At 63.8% G+C, this 22,454-nt stretch carries 21 protein-coding genes and 2 tRNA genes; 17 read left to right on the top strand and 6 right to left on the bottom strand.

The window, feature by feature from the left end; all coding sequences use genetic code 11:
• Positions 1-21 precede the first annotated feature (21 nt).
• Positions 22-471: a DUF2846 domain-containing protein gene (locus tag KLP40_RS03155; protein ID WP_215592159.1), complete on the bottom strand. Its 450-nt coding sequence runs from the start codon at positions 469-471 to the stop codon at positions 22-24.
• Positions 472-770: 299 nt separating this feature from the next.
• Between KLP40_RS03155 and radA the strand changes: the two genes are divergently transcribed.
• The 4 genes from radA (at position 771) to KLP40_RS03135 (ending at position 6,100) form a co-directional block, all read left to right on the top strand.
• A complete protein-coding gene (radA, locus tag KLP40_RS03150) occupies positions 771-2,159 on the top strand; it encodes a DNA repair protein RadA (RefSeq protein ID WP_215592158.1) in 1,389 nt (462 codons plus the stop codon).
• Positions 2,160-2,444: 285 nt separating this feature from the next.
• Positions 2,445-3,902, top strand: coding sequence for a TlpA family protein disulfide reductase (locus KLP40_RS03145; protein WP_215592157.1), 1,458 nt, complete (start codon positions 2,445-2,447; stop codon positions 3,900-3,902).
• A gap of 196 nt (positions 3,903-4,098) precedes the next feature.
• Positions 4,099-4,731: an RNA polymerase sigma factor gene (locus tag KLP40_RS03140; protein WP_215592155.1), complete on the top strand. Its 633-nt coding sequence runs from the start codon at positions 4,099-4,101 to the stop codon at positions 4,729-4,731.
• Positions 4,718-6,100, top strand: coding sequence for a TonB family protein (locus KLP40_RS03135; RefSeq protein WP_215592154.1), 1,383 nt, complete (start codon positions 4,718-4,720; stop codon positions 6,098-6,100). Before KLP40_RS03140 ends, KLP40_RS03135 begins: the two co-directional genes overlap by 14 nt.
• A 207-nt stretch (positions 6,101-6,307) precedes the next feature.
• Here KLP40_RS03135 and KLP40_RS03130 read toward each other — a convergent pair whose 3' ends face one another.
• Positions 6,308-6,595 carry a hypothetical protein gene (locus KLP40_RS03130; protein ID WP_215592153.1) on the bottom strand — a complete coding sequence of 96 codons (288 nt, stop codon included), beginning with the start codon at positions 6,593-6,595 and terminating at the stop codon, positions 6,308-6,310.
• Between the two features lie 195 nt (positions 6,596-6,790).
• Here KLP40_RS03130 and fumC point away from each other — a divergent pair, with 195 nt between their 5' ends.
• From fumC to KLP40_RS03100, 6 genes are all read left to right on the top strand, one after another.
• Positions 6,791-8,197 carry a class II fumarate hydratase gene (fumC, locus tag KLP40_RS03125; RefSeq protein ID WP_215592152.1) on the top strand — a complete coding sequence of 469 codons (1,407 nt, stop codon included), beginning with the start codon at positions 6,791-6,793 and terminating at the stop codon, positions 8,195-8,197.
• Between the two features lie 533 nt (positions 8,198-8,730).
• The gene (locus tag KLP40_RS03120; RefSeq protein WP_215592151.1) at positions 8,731-9,327 is read left to right on the top strand and encodes a GNAT family N-acetyltransferase; all 597 of its coding nucleotides are present in this window, start codon (positions 8,731-8,733) and stop codon (positions 9,325-9,327) included.
• On the top strand, positions 9,314-9,718 hold the full coding sequence (locus KLP40_RS03115) for a diacylglycerol kinase family protein (RefSeq protein WP_215592150.1): 405 nt from the start codon (positions 9,314-9,316) through the stop codon (positions 9,716-9,718). The genes KLP40_RS03120 and KLP40_RS03115 overlap by 14 nt, the downstream gene beginning before the upstream one ends.
• Positions 9,719-9,834: 116 nt before the next feature.
• A complete protein-coding gene (locus KLP40_RS21150) occupies positions 9,835-10,305 on the top strand; it encodes a DUF6970 domain-containing protein (protein WP_246558608.1) in 471 nt (156 codons plus the stop codon).
• 182 nt (positions 10,306-10,487) lie between these two features.
• Entirely contained in the window at positions 10,488-10,991 is a 504-nt protein-coding gene (locus tag KLP40_RS03105) for a DinB family protein (RefSeq protein WP_215592149.1), read from the top strand.
• A gap of 135 nt (positions 10,992-11,126) precedes the next feature.
• On the top strand, positions 11,127-11,750 hold the full coding sequence (locus tag KLP40_RS03100) for a thioredoxin family protein (RefSeq protein ID WP_215592148.1): 624 nt from the start codon (positions 11,127-11,129) through the stop codon (positions 11,748-11,750).
• Positions 11,751-11,875: 125 nt separating this feature from the next.
• Here KLP40_RS03100 and KLP40_RS03095 read toward each other — a convergent pair whose 3' ends face one another.
• Positions 11,876-12,352, bottom strand: a complete 477-nt coding sequence (locus KLP40_RS03095; protein WP_215592147.1) for a DUF4293 family protein — start codon at positions 12,350-12,352, stop codon at positions 11,876-11,878.
• Between the two features lie 90 nt (positions 12,353-12,442).
• On the opposite strand from KLP40_RS03095, the gene KLP40_RS03090 reads away from it, so the two are divergent.
• The 5 genes from KLP40_RS03090 to KLP40_RS03070 all read left to right on the top strand — a co-directional run bounded on the left by KLP40_RS03090 (position 12,443) and on the right by KLP40_RS03070 (position 17,852).
• The gene (locus KLP40_RS03090) at positions 12,443-13,642 is read left to right on the top strand and encodes a thiolase family protein (RefSeq protein WP_215592146.1); all 1,200 of its coding nucleotides are present in this window, start codon (positions 12,443-12,445) and stop codon (positions 13,640-13,642) included.
• A gap of 168 nt (positions 13,643-13,810) precedes the next feature.
• Positions 13,811-14,350, top strand: a complete 540-nt coding sequence (locus KLP40_RS03085) for a GNAT family N-acetyltransferase (RefSeq protein WP_215592145.1) — start codon at positions 13,811-13,813, stop codon at positions 14,348-14,350.
• Between the two features lie 91 nt (positions 14,351-14,441).
• A complete protein-coding gene (gene truA, locus KLP40_RS03080; RefSeq protein ID WP_215592144.1) occupies positions 14,442-15,233 on the top strand; it encodes a tRNA pseudouridine(38-40) synthase TruA in 792 nt (263 codons plus the stop codon).
• A gap of 221 nt (positions 15,234-15,454) precedes the next feature.
• Positions 15,455-17,215, top strand: coding sequence for an ABC transporter ATP-binding protein (locus tag KLP40_RS03075; protein WP_215592143.1), 1,761 nt, complete (start codon positions 15,455-15,457; stop codon positions 17,213-17,215).
• A 112-nt stretch (positions 17,216-17,327) separates the two neighbouring features.
• Positions 17,328-17,852, top strand: a complete 525-nt coding sequence (locus KLP40_RS03070; protein ID WP_215592142.1) for a hypothetical protein — start codon at positions 17,328-17,330, stop codon at positions 17,850-17,852.
• Positions 17,853-18,048: 196 nt separating this feature from the next.
• On the opposite strand, the gene KLP40_RS03065 is transcribed toward KLP40_RS03070, so the two are convergent.
• Together KLP40_RS03065 and KLP40_RS03060 are read right to left on the bottom strand one after the other, a co-directional pair.
• A tRNA-Pro gene (locus KLP40_RS03065) sits at positions 18,049-18,122 on the bottom strand.
• A gap of 82 nt (positions 18,123-18,204) precedes the next feature.
• A tRNA-Pro gene (locus KLP40_RS03060) sits at positions 18,205-18,278 on the bottom strand.
• A gap of 287 nt (positions 18,279-18,565) precedes the next feature.
• On the opposite strand from KLP40_RS03060, the gene KLP40_RS03055 reads away from it, so the two are divergent.
• On the top strand, positions 18,566-18,946 hold the full coding sequence (locus tag KLP40_RS03055) for a T9SS type A sorting domain-containing protein (protein ID WP_215592140.1): 381 nt from the start codon (positions 18,566-18,568) through the stop codon (positions 18,944-18,946).
• A 157-nt stretch (positions 18,947-19,103) separates the two neighbouring features.
• Positions 19,104-20,240, top strand: coding sequence for an NAD(P)/FAD-dependent oxidoreductase (locus KLP40_RS03050; RefSeq protein ID WP_215592138.1), 1,137 nt, complete (start codon positions 19,104-19,106; stop codon positions 20,238-20,240).
• Between the two features lie 212 nt (positions 20,241-20,452).
• Here the strand turns inward: KLP40_RS03050 and KLP40_RS03045 are convergent, their stop codons facing one another.
• The gene (locus KLP40_RS03045) at positions 20,453-22,237 is read right to left on the bottom strand and encodes an ABC transporter ATP-binding protein (RefSeq protein ID WP_215592137.1); all 1,785 of its coding nucleotides are present in this window, start codon (positions 22,235-22,237) and stop codon (positions 20,453-20,455) included.
• Positions 22,238-22,454: the final 217 nt, after the last annotated feature.

The raw sequence follows: 22,454 nt of genomic DNA, 5'->3' as shown, positions 1-22,454 counted from the left end.
GGTTTGCGGGGAAGAAGAGGGCTACTGACCCGAAGAGGGAGCAACCTGCTCGCAGTTATCGGGTTTCAGGTCGGCGTTTTTCTTCTTGTAAGTGGATTCTGTGACCTCCGTAAATACCATTTTTACGGTCATCAGGCGCATTTTTACGTCGCCCTGAATGTAGTAGACCTTGCCCGCTTCCAGCGTCATCCCGAATTCGTCCTTGTCGGGAATGTTGAGGCCACCGGCAACTGAGGTGAAAGAGGTTTCGCCGGGCTTCAGCTTGGTTACGAAGTAGCGCTTGTTGCTGAGCCGACACAGTTCGGCCCCGTTGGCGCGGACGGTAAAATTGACGCCGGCCTGGGCCAGCATGGCCGGCCGGTAAAAGACTACCGTTGCCATATCAGGCGTGGCAGTGGGCAGCACGCCCTGGGCGTAGCTACCGCCGGCACCGGCCAGCAGCAGGCCAGCCAATGGAAGAAGGAAGCGCATAGTATTGATATTTTTTGAGGGATGAAGGAAGATATTTCGGGCTAAATATAGGGGTGAAGAAGGAGTTGCACGGCCCCTTGGGTATCGGCAGCGGTGCTGGTATCGGAGAGGCCCATTGCCTTGGGAGCAGCTGCGCCGCCGGGAAGTAGGCGGGGTAGCCTCAAACGATGAGCCAGCCTCGCACAGCGGCCGTTATGTGCCGCTGCACGGGGCCGCCGAAAAACCCGTTTCTTGCCAAACTTTTTGGCTTTCTGCTGCATTTCTTAGCTTTCCCCTCTCTTACAAACCCGATTGCCCGCATGGCCAAAGTTAAAACCCTGTATTTCTGCCAGAACTGCGGCGCGCAGTCGGCCAAGTGGATCGGCCGCTGCCCCAGCTGCGGGGAGTGGAACACCTACGTGGAGGAAGTGGTGGAGAAATCCGACCCCAACACGGCCGCCAACGCCTGGAAAGCCTCTTCTTCGGTGGGCACTACCTCCAAGGCGGCCAAGCCCAAACCCCTGGGCGACATTCTCTACGAAGAAGAATCCCGCCTCAACACCCACGACGACGAGCTCAACCGGGTGCTGGGCGGCGGCCTCGTGCCGGGCTCCCTGGTGCTCATCGGGGGCGAGCCGGGCATCGGCAAAAGTACGCTCATGCTCCAGATTGCCATGCAGCTCAGCGGGTTGCGGATTCTGTACGTGAGCGGGGAAGAAAGCGAGCAGCAGATCAAGATGCGGGCCGAGCGCCTGGGTCGCCAGCACCAGGGCCTCTACATCCTCACCGAAACTAACACCCAGAACATCTTCCGCCAGATTGACCAGCTCCAGCCCAACGTGGTCGTCGTCGATTCCATCCAGACCCTGCACAGTACGCTAGTAGAATCGGGGGCGGGCTCCGTGAGCCAGGTGCGCGAGTGCACCACCGAGCTGCTCAAGTACGCCAAGGAAACCGGCGTACCGGTGCTGCTCATCGGCCACATCACCAAGGACGGCTCCATTGCCGGCCCCAAAATTCTGGAGCACATGGTGGACACGGTGCTCCAGTTCGAGGGCGACCGGCACCTGACTTACCGCATCCTGCGCACTATCAAAAACCGCTTCGGCTCCACCGCCGAGCTGGGCATCTACGAGATGCAGGGCGCAGGCCTGCGCCAGGTGAGCAACCCGAGCGAAATACTGCTCAGCCAGCGCACCGAAGTCCTGAGCGGCCTGGCCATCGGGGCCACGCTGGAAGGCAACCGGCCCCTACTGGTGGAGGTGCAGGCCCTCGTGACTCCGGCCACCTACGGCACGCCCCAGCGTTCGGCTACCGGCTTCGACGGCAAACGGTTGCAGATGCTGCTGGCCGTGCTGGAAAAGCGCAGCGGCCTGCGCCTGGGCCAGCACGACGTGTTTCTCAACATTGCCGGCGGTCTGCGCCTCGAAGACCCCGCCTTGGACTTAGCCGTGTGCGCCGCCGTAGTCAGCTCCCTCAACGACGTGCCCATTCGGGGCGAAATCTGTCTGGCGGCGGAAGTGGGGCTGAGCGGCGAAATCCGGGCCGTGAGCCGGCTGGATCAGCGCCTGAGCGAGGCCGAGAAGCTGGGCTTTGCGGAAATGTACATTTCACAGTTCAACGCCAAAGGCCTCGATCTGGCCCGCTACGGCATCCGGGTGCACCCGGCCGGCCGCCTCGATGAGGTGCTGACGGGCCTATTTGGGTAGGCCCGGCCGGTTCCAGGTCATCGGTATTCATCGTCGTGTTAAGAACGTGTTGGCTGGTAAAGTGCTATTTTTTGCTACTCTTGTACCGCAAAAACGTCAGAAGTGTTCAAAACTTTGGCCTTGCCGGAGCCGCTCCCTAAAAAGTGCCCGGTCGGGTTGGGCTTTGTGGGATAATTCAACGTATCTTCGGACAAGGAATTGACTTTTACCGCGAAATACCGTCGGTATAAAAGGCCCTCCCGGGGCCGGCAAGCCATTTTCACCACATTGCTACAGCTACTCCCGATGGCCCATAGATTTTCGTTCACAGCGGCCCTGGTGGGGGCCGGGCTGCTGCTCGCCCCGCTGCTGGGGTGGGCTCAGGGCACGGTGGTGCTCACCGGCAAGGTCACCGGCCGCCTTTCCACCGACTCTGTGGCCGTTTCGGTGCGGGAAAACCCGCTCGATGCCCGCGAGCAGATTACCTACGCCCGCCTCGATAGCAAAGGCGAGTTTCGGATGGCGCTGCCCATCAGCGGCCCCACCCGGGCCGAGCTGGTATACGGCGACGACGTGACCAACATGTTCCTGGAGCCCGGCAATCAGCTGGAAGTGCGCTTCAAGGACTCGGATCTGGCCGGCTCCATCCGCTACAAGGGCCGGGGAGCGGAAGCCAACACCTTTCTGGCCGAGATGGACGATAAATTCGTGGAAAACGATGGCTTTCAGGTGCTGCCTGATAACATCATGTTCTACGAAGCCCCGTTTCTGTCCTTCCTCGACTACCGCCGCCAGGAAGAGCTCAAGTTTATGGAAAGCGGCGCGGAGGGCCTCAGCAAAGCCTTCAAGGACTTTGTGCAGGCCGAAATCACGTACAGCTACGCCAACGACCGGCTCACCTTCCAGGACCTGCGCGAGCAGGTGGTGGCCACCGAGGGCCGCCTGAAAATGTCGCCCACGTACTACGACTTCATCAAGGACAAGGCGCTGATTGAGAACCCGGCCGCCATCCGCAGCGGCATGTACCAGGAATTCCTGCTCAATTACGTTCACCATTTGGCCACCAGCAGCGGCAAGCAGCGCAACGACCCCGATTTCTTTCAGGTATGTTATGATCTGGCCAAATCGAACCTCAGCGGCGCCGTGCAGCCCATCATTATGGGGCGGGTGCTGAAGGAGTCGTTCCGGTTCGGCCACATCAAGCAGTCGGCCGCCATGCTCGAAGACTTCCGTTCGGTGGACAACCGCAGCCAGTACTACCCGGTGCTGAAACAGGATTTCGAAACCCATAAGGCCTTCGCCATCGGTTCGCCGGCCCCGGATTTCCGCCTCATCTCCTCCACCGGCGACACGGTGAGCCTGCGCCAGTTTGCCGGCAAGCTGGTGTACCTCAACTTCTGGCGCACCACCAGCGGCCTGGCCCTGCGCGACCTGCCCTACGCCGCCGACTTGGCCAAGCAGTTTGCCAACAAGAATATCGTTTTCCTGAACATAGCCCTCGATGAAAACGACGGGGCCTGGCGGCAGCTGGTCATCAGTAAGAAGCTGCCGGGGGTACACGTGCGCTCCTCGGGCGGCCTGCGCTCGGCCGTGGCCAAGGCCTACGCCGTGCAGGATGTGCCCAGCTACTTTCTGCTGGCCGAAGACGGCACCTTCCTCAATACCCGCCCCAAGCGCCTGAGCAGCCGCGCCGCCGTGGATGAAATCAAGGAGTCCTTCGGTAAGGCCAATACCTACAGCAGCACGGTGCCGGTCAAAAAGTAAGGAGCCGGGAGCTAGAAGTAAGAAGAACTGTCATTCCGAGTGAAGCGAGGAATCTGGCCTGACCCGTTGCACGTAATCGTCCAACGAATTCTCCCAGAGTCCTCGCTTCACTCGGAATGACAGTTCTTCTTGCTCCTGGCTCCTGGCTTTCAGCTCCCGGCTCCTGGCTCCCGGCTCCCAATTCCCGGCTTCTCGCATGTTTTTCCGTCGCACTCCCCGTCCTGCGCCTGCCGCCGAGCTTTCCGATGCGGAACTGCTCCGGCGCTACCATGCCCAGGGCGACGTGCACGATCTGGGAACCCTTTATGAGCGGCACATGGCCCTGGTGCTGGCCGTGAGCCGCCGCTACCTGCGCGACGAGGCCGATGCCCAGGACGCCGTGATGCAGGTATTTGAGGAGCTGGTAGATAAGCTGCGCCGGCACGCGGTGGACAACTTCCCGGCCTGGCTGCAAACTACCGCCCGCAACCACTGCCTGATGGTGCTGCGGGCCCGGCAACGGGCCGGGCCGGCGGCGGGCGGGGCGCTGGTGGTGCATTTTCCCGATGCCGCCGGTATGGAATCGGCCGCCGCCCGGCATCTGGTAGCAGACGACCCCGCCGAAGCCGAGCAGCACGAACAGCAGCTTCAGCAACTGGAGCACACCCTCGCCGAATTGCCGCCCGGTCAGCGCCAGTGTCTGGAGCTGTTTTACCTGGAAAAGAAAAGCTACCGCGAAGTAGCAACCCTCACCGGCCTCGACCTGAACGCCGTAAAAAGTCACCTTCAAAACGGGAAGCGCAACCTGCGCCGCCTGCTGCAAGCCTCCGCCTCCGATGCCTCGCCCTGACCAGCCTTCCGCCCTCTCTGCCCCGGCCGGCGCCCACCTGCCGGTGGAGCTGCTGCGCCGGTACGTGGCCGGCAAGCTGCCGCCCGCCCAGGAGCACGCCGTGGAAGCCCATACCTTAGCCTGCGACCAGTGCGCGGAGGTGCTCGAAGGCCTGGAAATGCAGCCCGCCGCCGCGCACGAAGCCAGCGTGGACACGTTGCGCCACCGCCTGCACACCCGCGTGGCCGAGCTGGCCTCTGCCGCGGCTCCCGAACCCGCCGTCGTTTCGCTGTGGGCGTGGCGGCCGTTGGCGGCCGCGGCCGTGCTGCTGCTGTCATTGGGCGTGGTGGGCTGGCTGACCGTGAGCCGGTTCAGCAGCACGCCGGAGCTGGCCACGGGCCCGGTTCCGCAAGTCACCCGCGAAAAAACCACAACGGCCACGATACGCCCAACGGAGCCCCCTGTTGCCGCCGCCCCCGAAGTGGCGGCCGTTTCGCCGGTGGCCCTGGCCTCCCCGCTGCGGCGGCCGGGACTGGCGGCCCGGTCGCGCCGCCCGGTGCGGGTGGCCGATGGGGAAACGGCCGTCGCGGCCGATCTGGCGGGGCTGGACGCGGCTGGCTTAGCGACCAGTACCCCTGCAGCAGATGTGGCTCCGGTTGGTGAGCCGGCGGCCCTGGCTATGTCGGGTCCGGTACTAGCAGAACGCAAGGCAGCCGCACCATCGGAGCTGGTAGCGGCCAGAGCGAAAATGGCCCGCGTGGCCGGCGTGTCGGTGGCGGCCGCCCCGGTGGCTCCGGAGGCCACGCGCACCATTCAGGGCCGCGTGACGGATACGGCGGGCCAGCCCATGCCGGGCGCTACCGTACGGGTGCCTGGCACCCAAACGGGCACCAGCACCAACGCCGACGGCTCCTTTTCGCTGCAAGTGCCCGCCGCTACGCCCCAGCTGAGTGTCAGCTCCATCGGCTACTCGCCCCAGACTCGGGCCCTGCGCCCCACCGACTCGACCCTGGCCCTGGCGTTGGCGCCCGATACCAAGCAACTCAGCGAAGTAGTAGTGGTCCGCCGCGAGGCCCCGCCCCTGCTGCCCAGCCTCGGAGCCATGCCCGCGGGCGGCTTTGCAGCCCTGCGCCAGTACTTGGCCGACAGCCTCGACTACCCCGAAAAAGCCCTCACGGACCGTCGCGACGGCACGGTACGGGTACAATTCGTAGTAGGAGCCGACGGCAGGCTCAGTGACTTTAAAGTGGTCAAGTCCGTGTCGCCGGAGTGCGATGAGGAAGCCCTGCGCCTGCTGAAAGCGGGGCCGGCCTGGTTCCCGGCCGTGCAGAACAACCGCCGCGTGGCCCGCAAAGTCGTTGTCAACGTCCCGTTCAAGATAGAACGGTGAACCGGGGAGGTGTCATTGCAAGCCAAGCGAAGCCAAGCAATCCGTCCTGCACGCAGTTCCCAGCCCAACCCACGCAAAAGCCCCTGACACCAGAACCAGGCGTCAGGGGCTTGTTGCTGATCAGGGCTTTGGGGCAGTGAAAAGGACGGATTGCTTCGCTTCGCTCGCAATGACATTTCCCCGGTCCACCAGTTCCCCGGTTCACTGCTACCCGCTGTAGCCGCCGCCGCTGGCGGGCTCGGTGGCGCTGCCGCCGGCTTTGTCGGGGGTGGGCAGTTCGGGCTCGGTTTTTACTTCTACCTGGCTGTAATCGGGCGCTCCGTTGCCGGCGGTGGGCACCGACGTTTCGTTGGTGGCCGAGGTGCCGCCTACGCGGGTGCTGGTAGACTCTTTATTCTCCTCGTTGGGCGGCGTGATGGCCGCGTCCTGGTGGGCGGTTGGCGTGGCGGGCGAGGCAGACAGGGCGTCGGATTCGTCTTCGAAGGTCTTTTTCATGAGGTAGGGCAGATAAGTCGGATGGAAAGCTACTGGCCGGCTATACGCAGCCGGCGGGTTGGTGGCCGCGCCGGATACCCGCAGAATTTGGGGATTTTGGGTCGGGTACGGGGCCGGGTTGCGTACTTTTGCCCGGCGGCCCCGGCCGCAGCCTGTTTCCCTGTCACCTCATCCCCTTCTCACCCCACCAGAAGCATGACGCAGTTCCGCACCGAGAAAGACACCATGGGCACCGTGCAGGTGCCGGCCGACGCCTACTACGGCGCCCAGACCCAGCGCAGCATCGACAACTTCCAGATTGCCCAGGACATCAACCGGATGCCCAAGGAAATCATCCGCGCCTTTGCCTACCTCAAGAAAGCCGCCGCCCTTACCAACCGCGACGCCGGCATCCTGCCCGCCGACAAAGCCGAGCTGATTGGCCGCGTGTGCGACGAAATCCTGGACGGCAAGCTCGACGACCAGTTTCCGCTGGTGGTGTGGCAGACCGGCTCGGGCACCCAGAGCAACATGAACGTGAACGAGGTGGTAGCCTACCGCGGCCACGTGCTGCAGGGCGGCAGCCTCCAGGACGAGAAGAAGGTGCTGGCCCCCAACGACGACGTGAACAAGAGCCAGAGCTCCAACGACACGTTCCCGACGGCCATGCACATTGCGGCCTACAAAATCCTGGTCGAAACCACCATTCCCGGCATCGAGAAGCTGCGCGACACGCTTCAACGCAAGAGCGAGCAGTTCATGCACATCGTCAAAATCGGCCGTACCCACCTCATGGATGCTACGCCGCTGACGGTGGGCCAGGAGTTCAGCGGCTACGTGTCGCAGCTCGACCACGGTTTGCGCGCCATCAAGAACACGCTGGCGCACCTTTCGGAGCTGGCCCTGGGCGGCACCGCTGTGGGCACCGGCATCAACACGCCCGCCGGCTACTCCGAGAACGTGGCCAAGCACATTGCTGACCTCACCGGCCTGCCCTTCATCACGGCCGAAAACAAGTTTGAAGCCCTGGCCGCCCACGACGCCATCGTGGAAGCCCACGGCGCTTTGAAAACGGTGGCGGCTTCGCTGATGAAAATCGGCAACGATATCCGTTTGCTGGCCTCGGGCCCCCGCGCCGGCATCGGCGAGCTGCACATCCCCGACAACGAGCCCGGCTCCAGCATCATGCCCGGCAAGGTGAACCCCACCCAGTGCGAGGCCATGACGATGGTAGCCGCCCAGGTAATGGGCAACGACGTAGCCATCAACATCGGCGGCATGAGCGGCCACTTCGAGCTGAACGTGTTCAAGCCGGTGATGATCTACAACTTCCTGCACTCGGCCCGCCTGATTGGGGATGTGTGCGTGTCGTTCAACGATAAGTGCGCCGTGGGCATCGAGCCCCTGGAAGCCAACATCAAGAAGCACGTGGACAGCAGCCTGATGCTGGTGACGGCCCTCAACCCCCACATCGGCTACTACAAAGCCGCCGAAATTGCCCAGACGGCCCACAAAAACGGCTCGACCCTGAAGGAAACCGCCCTCCAGCTGGGCTACCTCACCGAGGAGCAGTTCAACGAGTGGCTCAAGCCCGAGGACATGGTGGGCGAAATCAAGAAGTAGCGCCACGCCCCGGCGCCCCGCCTCCCCGAACGAGGCCCAAACCGCCCCCGCGTGCCGTTCAACTGGCACGGACGCCGGGGCGCGCCGGACGACGGGGGGACATGCTGCTTAAAAACCGGCCGGACGCTCCTCAACAGGGCGTCCGGCTTGCGTTTGGAGCCCGCCGCCGCCGCCGCCGGAGCATCCCAAACACCGAAAACAGCGCCGGAATCAGCTTCGGTTGCTCCGGCAAGAGCTTCGGGTGCGCCGGCAAGAGATTCGGGTGCTCCGGGAAGGGCTTCAGGTGCGCCGGGAACGGTTTCGGGTGCGCCGGGGACTGATTCGGGTGCGCCGGGGAGGGCTTCGGGTGTACCGGGAACGGATTCGGGTGTGCCGGGGAGGGCTTTGGGTGCTCTGGTAGAGAATTTGGGTGCGCCCGGGGCTACCGGGGCGGGGCGGGGTGGGGGAAGGGGCGGGGCGGCAGTAGCGGGAGTTGGCGGGAGTGGGGGAAATCCGGCATCTTTACGGTCGGCCCCACCACCTGCTCCGCCCGCATGAACTTCGCCCGCGCCATCACGCTCGAAAACAGCCGCGTCCGCCTCCGCTCCCTCGAACTCACCGACTTCGACGAGCTTAAGGAAATTGCCTTCGAGCCGGCCATCTGGCAGTTTACGCCCACGCCCATGCCGGCCAACAGCGTGGAGCTGGCGGCCTGGCTGACCGAGAGCGTGCGGGCCCGCGAGGCCGGCCGCCGCTACCCCTTCGCCATCGTGGACCGGGCCAGCGGCCGGGTGGCGGGCACCACCAGCTACGGCAACCTGGCTTTAGCAGAAGGCCGCCTGGAAATCGGGTGGACCTGGCTGGGGCGGCCCTACCAGCGCACCGGCCTCAACCGCGCCGCCAAGCACCTGCTGCTCAAATACGCCTTCGGGGAGCTGGCCTGCGAGCGGGTAGAGCTCAAAACCGACGTGCGCAACTGGCCCAGCCGCGAAGCCATGCGCCGCCTGGGCGCCACCGAGGAAGGCATTCTGCGCAGCCACATGCCCACCCAGGGCGGCCGCCGCCGCGACACCGTGTACTTCAGCATTCTGCGCCCCGAGTGGGAGCAGCTGCGCCACACCGTTTTCCAGCAGTTCGATGCCCGCGGCTGACCCCGGCCGGCCGGCGCCCCGGCGCTTTCCGGCCCTGGTGCGGCAGCGGGCGGCCAGCTTTGGCTACGCCTTCCGGGGCGTGCGGGCGGCGTTGCGCACGGAAGTGCACCTGTGGTTCCATGCCGCCGCCACGGTGGTGGTGGTGGCGCTGGGCCTGTACTGCGGGCTGGCCCGCTGGGAGTGGGTGGCGGTGGTGCTGAGCGTGGGGGCCGTGTGGTGCGCCGAGCTGGTGAACACGGCCGTGGAAGCCGTCGTGAACCTGGTTTCGCCCCAGTACCACCCCCTGGCGGGGCGGGCCAAGGATGTGGCGGCCGGGGCCGTGCTGGTGATGGCCCTGGCCGCGGCCGTGGTGGGGGTGGTGGTGTTCTGGCCGTATCTGGCCGGCGGGTAGGGCCGGGGGCGGGCGCCAACGAAGTGTAGCCGGCCTGCGTACCGGTGGTTTATATGCATCTTTGCCGCCCCGATGGTTACGGCAGGTGCCCACCACGGCCCACAACCTGCTTTCCTATGCGCATTCCCCTGCTTCTGGCGGCCCCCCTGATGGCGGCGCTGCTCCTCTCTGCCGCCTGCCAGCGCGGCGTGGCCGTGAACACGCCCACCGATGCGCCCCAGACCGGCCTGGCGGGCGGCGTTTCAACCCCCGCCCCCACCAGCACCAATACCATCGAGCCCACCCCCAACCCGGCCCCCACGTTCGACAACGCCCGGCGGCCGGCCTGGCTGGAAACCAAAATTCAGGCGCATTTTAAGGCCGAGAAAGCCAATCCGCCCATTCACATCTACAGCTACCAGTACAACGGCGCCACGGTGTATCACGAGTCGGCGCCCTGCTGCGACCAGTTCAGCAACCTCTACAACGCCGAGGGAAAACTCCTCTGCCACCCCGACGGCGGCCTGACCGGGCGCGGCGACGGCAAGTGCCCCGAGTTTGCGGATAACCGCACGGAAGAAAAGCTCGTGTGGCAGGACCCACGGTAGGGCTTTGGCGAGGTAGAACGTTGTTGGAGTTGGGAAGCTCGAAAGGGAGCCTTGTAGGAAGATGCTGCTGCTGGCGCAGAATAGGGGTAACGCTTGCCTGCTGACACGTTGCAACTTGCCGGCCGCCCCGCTTCCCCCGCCGACTTTCTACCTTTGTAACTTCTCAACTTTCTACCTCAATAATGATTAACACCAACGAAAAGCTGGGGGCCTACGGTGTGTGGGCCAATGAAACCCTGCTGCGCCACCTTGACGGCCTTGTGGCCCAGGGAGCCACTTTGCCCGCCGGTGCGCTGCGTATTTTCAGCCACGTGCTCAATGCCCAGGCCATCTGGCTGGGTCGCCTAACCAACACGCCCAGCCCCGTAAAAGTGTGGCAGGAGCACGATCTGGCCGGTTTGCACCACTGGCACGAGCAGACCTCGGAGCGCTTCCACCAGTATGGCGTGCAGGCCGACGAAGCCGAGCAGCACCGCCTCATTACCTACACCAACTCGGTGGGCGAGGCCTACACCAGCCAGGTATCGGACGTGTTTACCCACGTACCCGTGCACGGCAACTACCACCGGGCCCAGGTGGCCAAGGAGTTGCGCGCGGCCGGTCTGGAGCCCATCAACACCGACTTCATCACTTACTGCCGCGAACTGTCGGCCCAGGCCGCGGCGGCCGACGTGCCCAGCCTCTAAGCCGCCGGATTCGACGGCAAACGAAAAACCCTTTCGGTGGCTTCGGCCAGCCGAAAGGGTTTTTCGTTTGTTAGGGTGTCTGCGGCGGCCGTCCACAACCGGCCGCCGCTTTTTGTCCGACCATCTGTTTTCCGTATGACCACTCCCATTGCCGCCCAGCCGCCCGTGCTGAGCCCCGAGCGCCTCGCCGGCGCCTACACCTACGCCGCTTACCGCCAGCTCATCGACGAGCTGATGGCCGAGGGCAAAACCACCGGCGCCACCCAGACCGACGCCCTGACGGCCTACGCCCGCCTCAACATCCAGCGCATGGAGCGCCTCGACAAAAAGGCCGAGCTGCTGCCCGAAATGACGGAAGCCCTGGCCGCCCTGACCCTGCCCTACGAGTGGGTCATCATCACGGAAGGCTGGTGCGGCGACGCGGCCCAGATTGTGCCCGTGCTCGAAAAAATAGCCCAGGCCAGCCACGGCCGCATCCGCACCCACTACCTGCTGCGCGACGAAAACCTGGACCTGATGGACCGCTACCTCACCAACGGCGGCCGCTCCATCCCCAAGCTGCTCGTTCTGCACGCCGACACGCTTACCGAAGTCACCCACTGGGGCCCGCGTCCGGCTCTGGCCCAGGATCTGTTCCTGGAAATGAAAGCCGCCGGCGCCACCCACGAGGAATTCGCCGAACAGCTCCACGGCTGGTACGCCAAAAACAAAACCCAGGCCACCCAGCACGAGCTGCTGCGCATCGTACGCGGGCTGTAAGCGGTGAAATGGTGAGATAGTGAAATGGTGAGTTTGATGTTCAGCGGTCCTACCTGCGCGAATGGCGCAACCAGGTCCCTCGAACATCAAACTCACCATTTCACTATCTCACCATTTCACTGCTGCTACCGCAGGCGGTCCATGCTGCGCACCAGGCGCTCATCGCGGCGGATAAAGCGGCTGGCCAGCAGGTTGAGCAGCAGGGCCAGGGTGGGCAGGTAGAAGCCCGCCTCAAAGGTGCCGGGCATTTTGATGTTGACCAGCTGCTCGCCCACGCCGGAGTAGTAGAAGCCCGCCCCGATGGTGCCCACAATCAGCAGAAAGTTGAGCATGCCCAGCTTGAGCTGGTTGAAGCGGTTGCGGAACTGGAAAATTTCCAGCAGGGCCACCGCCGCCGAGGCTGCCGCCAGGGCCGCAATCGGCCAGGCGCTGATGGGGGCGGCGGCGCCGGCATTGGCCTTCTCGAAAGCCAGTTGCGTGGCCGTGAGCACCACCGTTTGCTGGCTGGCGGGGTCAGACTTGCTCCAGATGGGCAGGAATAGCACGCTCAGCATGGCCAGGGCCAGCAGCAGCAGGAAAACGCTTTGGATTCTTTGTATCATCTTTGTGTTTTGACAGTTCGGCTTACAAAATACGACCCCGCGGGGCCGGCAAAAGTAGCCAACTACGACCGGAAAAACGCACTCTATCGAATGTCTACTGCCTACATTGTGGACGCTGTCCGCACTCCCATCGGGAAATTCGGCGGCGCGCTCAGCAGCGTCCGCCCCGACGATATGGCCGCCCACGTGCTGCGGGAGCTGCTGCGCCGCAACCCCTCCCTCGCCCCCGCCGCCGTGGAAGACGTGATTATGGGCGCCGCCAACCAGGCCGGTGAGGATAACCGCAACGTGGCCCGCATGGCGGCCCTGCTGGCCGGTTTGCCCATCACGGTGCCCGGTAACACCGTCAACCGCCTCTGCGCCTCGGGCCTGCAAAGCATCATGGACGCTTCCCGGGCCATCCGGGCCGGGGAGGGCGACGTGTACCTGGCCGGCGGCTCCGAGAGCATGACGCGGGCGCCCTTCGTGATGGCCAAATCGTCCACGGCCTTCGCCCGCGACTTCATGGCCCACGATACCACCCTGGGCTGGCGCTTCGTGAACCCCAAGCTCTCGAAGCTGCACCACCCCTACGCCATGGGCGAAACGGCCGAAAACGTGGCCCGCCAGTACGGCGTGTCGCGCGCCGACCAGGACGAATTCGCCTTCCACTCCCAGCGCAAGTACCAGCGCGCCTTCGAGAAGGGCCGCTTCCGCCGCGAAATCGTGCCCGTGTTCATCCCGAACCCCAAAGGCGACACGGCCCTGTTTGATCAGGACGAGCCCCCGCGTCTGTCGAGCCTCGAAAAGCTGGCTTCCCTGCGTCCCGCCTTCCAGGTGGATGGTAGCGTGACGGCCGGTAACTCGGCGGGCATTAACGACGGGGCCGCCGCCGTGCTGCTGGTGAGTGAAGAAGCGCTGAAACAGTACAACCTCAAGCCCCTGGCCCGCGTGGTGGCTTCGGCCGTGGTGGGCGTCGATCCGGCCTTCATGGGTATCGGGCCGGTCACGGCCACCCGGAAAGTGCTCCAGCGCGCCGGCCTGACCCTCAACGACATCGACCTGATTGAGCTCAACGAAGCCTTTGCTGCCCAGAGCATTGCCTGCCTGCGGGAGCTGGACCTCGACCCGACCAAGGTGAACGTGAACGGCGGCTCCATTGCCATCGGCCACCCGCTGGGGGCCAGCGGCTCGCGCATCACGGCCACCCTGCTCCACGAGATGCAGCGCCGCGAGGGCGTCCGCTACGGCCTGGCCACCATGTGCGTAGGCGTCGGCCAGGGTGCCGCCGTGATTTACGAGAAGCTGTAAGGGGTAATGTGGAGAATGTGTCGTTAATGTGAAGAATGTGGGAGATGAGAAAGAGTAGCTGGTCTGAGTAACTCTGGCCTTCCGCTTTTTAGCAGCCAGCGCCGTTCTGCCCAAGCCTCCTCCACATTTGCCACATTATTCACATTAACAACTCATTGCCTTTTCCCCATGCCCGACCCGCTGCTTACCCCCACGTTGGAGTTACCGGTAAGCGGGGCGCGGCTGCGGCCCTGGCGCTTCTCGGATGCCGCCGCCCTGGCCCGCCACGCCAACGACGAGCGGATTGCCCGGAATCTGCGCGACTCGTTTCCGTTTCCCTACTCACCCGGCGACGCGGAGTTTTTCCTGTGCTCGGTGGCCGACAGCAGCCGGGACCTGTTTCTGGCCCTGGAGGTGGAGGGCGAAGCCGTGGGCAGCGTGGGCGTGCACTTCAAAACCGACGTGCGCCGCCGCTCCGCCGAAATCGGGTACTGGCTCACGCCGGCCTGCTGGGGGCGGGGCCTGGCCACGGCCGCCGTGCGTACCCTCAGCAGCTACGTGCTGGCCAATTTCGACATCTGCCGCCTCTACGCGGTGGTTTTCGCCACCAACCCCGCCTCGGCCCGAGTGCTGGAAAAGGCGGGCTATGAGCTCGAAGCCCGCCTGCGCCGCAGCGTGGTAAAGGACGGCCAGACCCTGGATTCCCTGCTCTACGCGCTGGTGGTGTAACTTTTATTTTAAGCTGATAGCTAGTAGCTGCGGGCTGTTAGCTTTTTGATGAACCGTCCGACGACTGGCTATCAGCCAACAGCCCCAAAAAATGCGCTACTTCCTTCACCTGGCCTACGACGGCTCCGCGTTTCACGGCTGGCAGATTCAGCCCGGCGTGAGCACAGTGCAGCAGGAACTGGACCGCTGTCTGACCCAGGTGCTGCGCCAGCCGGTGTACTGCCTCGGCAGCGGCCGCACCGACGCGGGCGTGCACGCCAGCCACCAGGTAGCCCACTTCGATGCGGAGCTGCCCGAAGGCCTCGATGTGCCCACGCTGCTCTACCGCCTCAACCGGGCCCTGCCGGCCGGCATCCGCTGCCAGGTGCTGCACCCCGTCGCGCCCGATGCCCACGCCCGCTACCACGCCAAAATCCGCACCTACGAGTACCACGTGCGCCTCACCCCCGACCCCTTCGCGGCCAGCTTCAGCCTCTACCTCGACCGCGCCCCCGACGTGGCGGCCATGAACGAGGCGGCGGCTATGCTGCTGGGAACCCACGATTTTACCAGCTTTTCCAAAGTGAAGGGCGCCGAAAAGCACTATGTCTGCACCTGCTTCGAGGCGGGCTGGCACCAGGAGCCGGGCGGGCTGGTGTTCCGCATCCGGGCCAACCGCTTCGTGCGCGGTATGGTGCGGCTGGTGGTGGGCACCCTGCTGACGGTGGGCCGGGGCAAAATGAGTCCCGAGCAGTTCGGGGAAGTGTTCCGCAGCCTCAACCGGGTGCACGCCAGCGGCGCAGCCCTGGCAGGCGGCCTGTTCCTGTGCCGCGTGGAGTACCCGGCCGAGCTGGTAGAAGGCGTGGAGCTGCCCGCCGGCCTGCCGTATTTTAGCAGGAGCTAGGAGTCAGGAGGGGAACGTCATTCCGAGCGAAGCCGAGGAATCTCGCGGGCTGACGTTGCTACACTCATCCTGTCGTTGGGGTACCAGCACAACGTCAGCCCGCGAGATTCCTCGGCTTCGCTCGGAATGACGTTCTCTCCTAACTCCTCCACTCCACACCGCTGATTTCTCACAATCCGGCGGCGGGCTGGTTACCTTTGCAGTCCCTTTAGAAACCTCGAATGGAGCAAGCTACCCCCGCCACCAAAAGCGGCAACGTATTCGACTGGCAGGTGCTGCGCCGGCTCGTGAAGTACGTGCGGCCGTATCAGCGCGTCTTTTACTTTCTGATTTTCCTCACCATTGCCACGGCGGTGCTGGGCACGCTGCGCCCCTTTCTGATTCAGCGCATGGTCGACGTGACCATTGAGCAGAGTGACTGGGCGGGCCTCAACCAGATGTTTGCCCTGCTGCTGGGGCTGCTGGTGGCCCACGCCCTGGTCAGCTACCTGCAAACCTACTTCGGGGGTTGGCTGGGCCAGTACATCGTGCGCGACATCCGCGTCGACCTCTACCGGCACATCCTCGACCTGCGCCTCAAGTTCTTCGACCGCACGCCCATCGGCCAGCTCGTGACCCGCAACATCTCCGACGTGGAAACCCTCTCCGACGTGTTCAGCGAGGGACTGGCGGCCATGATTGGCGACATTCTGCAGCTGGTGTTCATCGTGAGCTTCATGTTCTACATCGACTGGCGCCTGACGCTGGTGAGCCTCTCCGTGATTCCGCCCCTGCTCTTCAGCACCTACGTGTTCAAGGAGAAGGTCAAGAAGTCGTTCCAGGAGGTGCGCACGGCCGTTTCCAACCTCAACTCCTTCGTGCAGGAACACCTGACGGGCATGAACGTGGTCCAGATTTTCAACAACGAGGAGCGGGAGCTGCGCAAGTTCAAGGCCATTAACCAGGAGCACACCCGGGCCAACATCCGCTCGGTGCTTTACTACAGCATCTACTTTCCGGTGGCCGAGGTGCTGGCCGCCGCCGGCGTGGGCCTGCTGGTGTGGTACGCCGCCCAGGGCCAGATTGAGGGTACCATTTCCAAGGGCGCGCTCATCGCCTTCATTATGTACAACGCCCTGTTCTTCCGGCCCATCCGCCAGATTGCTGACCGCTTCAACACCCTGCAGCTGGGGCTGGTGAGCACCGAGCGCCTGCTCAAGCTGCTCGACAGCAAGGAGCTCATTGCCGACAACGGCACCTACGCCCCCGCCGAGCTGCGCGGCGACGTGCAATTCGAGCACGTCTGGTTTGCCTACAACGACGAGGACTGGGTGCTGCGCGACGTGAATTTCGACGTGAAGGCGGGCCAGACCTTCGCCTTCGTGGGGGCTACCGGGGCGGGCAAAACCAGCATCATCAACCTGCTCAGCCGCTTCTACGAAATCAATAAAGGCACCATCCGCATCGATGGCCACGACCTGCGCGAGTACGACCTCAAGGAGCTGCGCCGCCACATTGGGGTGGTGCTCCAGGACGTGTTCCTGTTCGCCGGCACCATCCGCGACAACATCACCCTGGGCAAAACCGACATCACCGACGCCCAGATCTGGGAAGCGGCCGATCTGGTGGGGGCCCGCCGCTTCATTGAACGCCTGCCCGGCGGCCTCGATTATGCCGTGATGGAGCGCGGGGCCACGCTCTCGGTGGGCCAGCGCCAGCTCATCAGCTTCGTGCGGGCCATGGTGTATCAGCCCCGCATCATCATTCTGGACGAGGCCACCTCGTCGGTCGACGGGGAAACCGAGGAGTTGATTCAGCAGGCCATCGAGAAGCTCATGCAGGGCCGCACCAGCCTCGTCATTGCCCACCGCCTGAGCACCATCCAGAAGGCCGACCAGATCATCGTGCTCGACAAGGGCGAAATCAAGGAGGCCGGCACCCACGAGCAGCTATTGCGCCACCAGGGCTTCTACGCCAACCTCTACCAGATGCAGTACGCCTGATGCTGAGCGGTTAGCTGAAAGCTATTCACTTTTGGCTTTCGTTCACCGAAACCACTTATACCTGAACCTCAGCTAATAGCCGGCAGCTGTTAGCTAATAGCTCCAACGCTTCATGAATCGAATTCTCCTGATCCTGGCCCTGTTCCTGATAGTGGCGTTTGCCGTGGTATACTGGCAGATGGGCGGCTTCAAGGCGGCCGTCGTGACCACCGAAACCACCACGCAACCTTATTTCGTGGCCGGCCGCTACTATGAGGGCCCGGCCAACGACGAAGCCTTTGGCGACCTGACCCGCGAGGCCTACACCCTGCGCAAAGCCGGCAAGCTGCGCGGCGACTTCGGCAACATCTTCTACAACAACCCCGAAAGCACCCGCGACTCGGCCCGCGTATTTGTGGGCGTGCTCGTCGCCGATACCACCTCGCAACAGCTGCCCGCCGGCTACCGCTACCGCACCTTCGCCGCCGGCCAGCCGGTGCTGCACGCCCGCATCAACGCCAGCTACCTCGTGGCCCCCGATAAGCTCTACGCCGGCATCAAGGACGCCGCCGCGGACCGGAAGCTTGCTCTGCGCCATATCTACCTGGAGCACTTCCCCGAAAACGGCGAGCCCGAGGTGTTTGCGGTGGTGAAGTAGACCGGCGAGCCCCCCTGACAGCGGCCCCGCCGAAGTCCTCGGCGGGGCCGCTGTCAGGGGGGCTCGCCAGGGAGGCAATAACAGGATCAGGGAAGGTTGAGGAAAAGGGCAGAAGCCGCCCGGTTAGCGGGAATGGGCAAAAAAACAGCCCACCGAACCGGAGTTCAGCGGGCTGCTTGTGGAGAGAGTACCGGAGTCGGGGTGGCAGGATTCGAACCTACGGCCTCGTCGTCCCGAACGACGCGCGCTACCGGGCTGCGCTACACCCCGAGGGGTAATTCAGGTACTCAACTGTCGAAAAAAAGCCTCCGGGTGGGGTTCCCAGAGGCTTTTCGAACAGGAAATTCTTCGGTCGGAGTGGCAGGATTCGAACCTACGACCTCCAGCACCCCATGCTGGCGCGATACCAGGCTACGCTACACCCCGATGAATTATAGGGCAAATGTACGGTGGCCAAATGGTAATGTGCAAGCGGTTGGCTGTTTTTTCTGCGTAATTCAGCTTCATTCGAGGGTGTTTGCCGGCTATGGCGTTGCTGGCGTGGAAGTTGGCGCGACAAGAAAAATCGTCGGCTGAAAAATAATTCGGGGATTGGCGCGTTTCTTGCCACACCCGATTACATTAATTTTTTGCCTGACCAGATCCGGGTGGGGGTAGGTTTTTCGTACCTTTCATGTCCCGTATCGTTCACTCTTCTCTGATTAAGAACGCGTATGAAAACTTTTACTTTGCTGGCTGCTCTGTTGCTGACCGTGTGCTTCGGCCCGACTGCTTACGCCCAGAGTGAGGCCAAATCAGGCCCCGTAGCCCTGATTTCGGATAAAATGGCCGACCCCACGCCCAACACCGACGCCCTGAAGGTGCGCGTGGAAACCAACCCCGTAACCAAGCGTCTCACGGTCCGCACCGATGCTGCCGGTCCTACCCGGGTCGAAGTCAACGGCGTGGATGGGCGCCCGGTACTGACCCGGGACCTGATTTCGGGCGCTGCCGCCGCCGTACTCGACGTGAGCAATCTGCCGGCCGGCACCTACATCGTGAAGTGCACCTCCGGGGAGCGGCGGGGCATGAAGCGCTTGCTGCTGGGCCAGTAAATCCGGCTTTTCTTCCTGTTCAACAAACCCCGCGGCTCCGGCTGCGGGGTTTTTGTTTGAGCCTGACCCTGCCCGGGCAAGCGCCCCGGCGGCCCGTTTGAGGATGACTAGGTACTTTGGTCTTCTTTTCCGCTTTACCTCACGCCGGCGCCGATTCATGGACAACCTTTCTTACTGGGAACACCGGGCCTTTCTGGATGAGGCCGATGTGGTGATTGTGGGCGGGGGGCTGGTGGGCCTCACGGCGGCCCTCTACACCCGGCAGCTGCAACCCACGGCCCGGGTGCTGGTACTCGAGCGCGACCCGCTGCCCAACGGGGCCAGCACCAAAAACGCGGGTTTCGCCTGCTTTGGCAGCATTTCGGAACTGATGGAACAAGAGGAGCGGGGCGGGACGGCCGCGTTGCTGGGCGTGGTGCGGGCCCGCTGGGAGGGCCTGGGCCGTCTGCGCGCCCTGCTCAGCGACGAGGTCATCAGCTACCGGCCCGAGGGCGGCTACGAGCTGTTTCGCCCCGAAGATGAGGCCCTGGCCGCCACCTGCCAAGCCCGCATCGGCTACTACAACCACCTGCTGGCCCCCGTCATCGGCCGCGCCGACATTTTCCGGGAAGCCACCGGCCAGATTCCGGCCCTGGGGCTGGCGGGGGTGCGCACCATGCTGGAAAACACGGCCGAGGGCAGCCTCGATACCGGCCGCCTGATGCAGGCGCTGCTGCGAAAGGCCTGGGCGGCGGGCGTGACGGTGCTCCATGGCTGCCCGGTGCAGCGCCTGGAGCCCACGGCCGGGGCCGTGCGGGTGCACCTGGCGGGCCCCATGCTCGAGGCCGGGCAGGTGCTGCTGGCCACCAATGCGTTTTCGCGGGAGCTGGTGCCGGCGCTGGATGTGGTGCCCGGCCGGGGCCAGGTGCTCGTGACGGAGCCCATCCCGGGCCTGCGCCTGCCCGGCACGTTTCACTACGACAAAGGGTACTACTACTTCCGGCAGGTGGGCCAGCGGGTACTGCTGGGCGGGGGCCGCAACCTTGATTTCGCGGCCGAAGCAACCACCGCCCCCGGCCTCACACCGCGGGTGCAGCAGCAGCTTGAGCGCCTGCTCCACGACGTGATTCTGCCCGGCCGCCGCCCCCGCATCGACTACCGTTGGAGCGGCGTGATGGCCTTCGGGTCGGCGCTGGAGCCCATCATCCGGGAAGTGCAGCCTAACCTGTTCGTGGCCGTGCGCTGCAACGGCATGGGCGTGGCCCTGGGCGCCGGCAGCGGCTGGCAGGCGGCGGAATTGATGAGTGAGGGGTGAGGAGGTGAGGAGGTGAGGAGGTGATGGAGTGGACAGGTGAATAAGGTGCCGTCATCCTGAGTATTCCGCGCATCAAGCGGCGACGAAGGACCTTATCAGGTTGAAACGATTGAATTAACGACTCGCTCCTGCGGAATAAGGTCCTTCGTCGCCGCTCAGGATGAGGGCACCTTTTCACCTGCCCACTCCATTACCTTGCGCCCCCTCATCCTTTACGCCTCCTCGCTCTGCAGCTGGCGCTCATACAGTGCCCGGTAGAGGCCTTGCTCGTCCTGCATGAGGGCGTCGTGGGTGCCGTGCTGCACAATCTGGCCGTCGTCGAGGACCAGGATTTCGTCGGCCAGCTTCACCGAGCTCACGCGGTGGCTGATGATGAGGCTGGTGCGGTTGTGCATGATGCGCTGCAAAGCCCCCAGAATGGCGTTTTCGGTGCTGGTATCCACGGCCGAGAGGGCGTCGTCGAGAATCAGGATTTTGGGCTCTTTCACCAAAGCACGGGCAATGCTCACGCGCTGCTTCTGGCCGCCCGAGAGCGTGATGCCCCGCTCGCCCAGCTTGGTATCGAAGCCCTGGGGGAAGGCCAGGATGTTCTCGTACACGTTGGCGTCCTTGGCGGCCTGGAGCATGCGGGCCTCGTCGGGCGCATCGAGGCCGAAGTTGATGTTGTTGCGAATGGAGTCGGAGAACAGGAACACGTCCTGGGGCACGTAGCCAATCTGGCTGCGCAGCGCCGTCAGCGACAGGTCGCGCACGTCCACGTCGTCGACCCGGATGCTGCCTTCGGTCACGTCGTAGAGGCGGGAGAGCAGGGCTGCCACGGTGCTCTTGCCCGAGCCGGTGTTGCCGATAACGGCCAGCGTCTGGCCTTGCCGAACGCGGAACGAAACGTCGCGCAGGGCCTGGATGCCGGTGTCGGGGTAGGTGAACGAGACATGGTCGAAGACGATGTCGCCCTGAATGTCAAGCGGCAGGTTCTGGCGCGACACGATGTCGGTGTGCTGGTCGAGGAACTCGTTGATGCGGGCCTGGGAGGCTTCGGCGCGCTGCACCAGGGAGCTGGTCCAGCCCAGGGCCGTCACGGGCCAGGTGAGCAGGTTCACGTAAATCAGGAACTCAGCAATGCTACCCGTGGTAATGGTCCCCCGAATCACCTCCTGCCCGCCAATCCAGACTGTGATGATGGTGCTCAGGCCAATCAGGAACAGAATCAGGGGAAAAAACAGGGAGTTCACGAAGTTCAGGCTCAGCGACTTTTCCTTGTATTCGTTGGAGGCTTCCGTGAACTGGCGGTGCGAATCCTCTTCCCGCACGAAGGATTTGAGCACCCGGATGCCCGAAAAGGCCTCCTGCACGAAGGTGGTCATGCGGGCCAGGGAGCGTTGAATCTCGTCGGATTTGCGCTCAATCAGGTTATTGACGTAGAAAATACTCACGCTCAGCACCGGCAGCGGCAGCAGCGTGTAGAGCGTCAGCTTCACGTTCACCATCAGCATGAGCGGAATGATGAGCAGAAACAGAATCACGAGCTGCATGAAGTACATCAGCGCCGGCCCGATGTACATGCGCACCCGCCCCACGTCCTCGGAAATGCGCGACATCAGGTCGCCGGTGCTGTGGCGGCGGTAAAAGCTCAGCGGCAACGACTGGTAGTGCTGGTAGATTTCGTTTTTCTGGTCGTTTTCCACGTGCCGGCTCATCACAATGAGGGTCTGGCGCATGAAAAACAGGAAGATGCCCCGCAGCAGGGCCATCACCAGAATCAGCACCCCGTACAGCAGCACGTTGCGCCCGAACAGCTCGTACACCTGGCTCTGGGCCCGGGTGCCGGCGTAGAGGTGGTAGAGGTCGATGCCCTCGCCCACCAGGTCGAAGGCGTAGCGCACAATCTGGGCCGGGAAAATGGCCAGCAGCGTGCTCAGGGCCACGAACAGCACCCCGCCCAGGAAGTGCCATTTGTAGCGCAGCAGGTATTTATTGGTAGCGGAAAGAGCGCGCACGGGAGGAGAGTTGGGGAGTTTAGCGATTTGGAAGTTAGAAAGTTAAAAGCAGCAGAAAGGGTTTCGGGGGGCTAGCCGCCGTGCGGGCCGGTGCCCGGGCGCCCGTTTCTAACTTTCTAACTTCCAAACTTCTAAACTCCCGTAAAACGACGTACTTTTGCACCCGCATTGCGGGGGCCTCTCCAGGGGGAGCCGGGTTGCGGGTTTCATTGCGCGA

Source organism: Hymenobacter piscis, assembly GCF_018760735.1.
Lineage (GTDB): Bacteria > Bacteroidota > Bacteroidia > Cytophagales > Hymenobacteraceae > Hymenobacter > Hymenobacter piscis.
The sequence above is the reverse complement of the archived record's forward strand: the minus strand, read 5'-3'. Positions and strand labels throughout refer to the sequence as shown.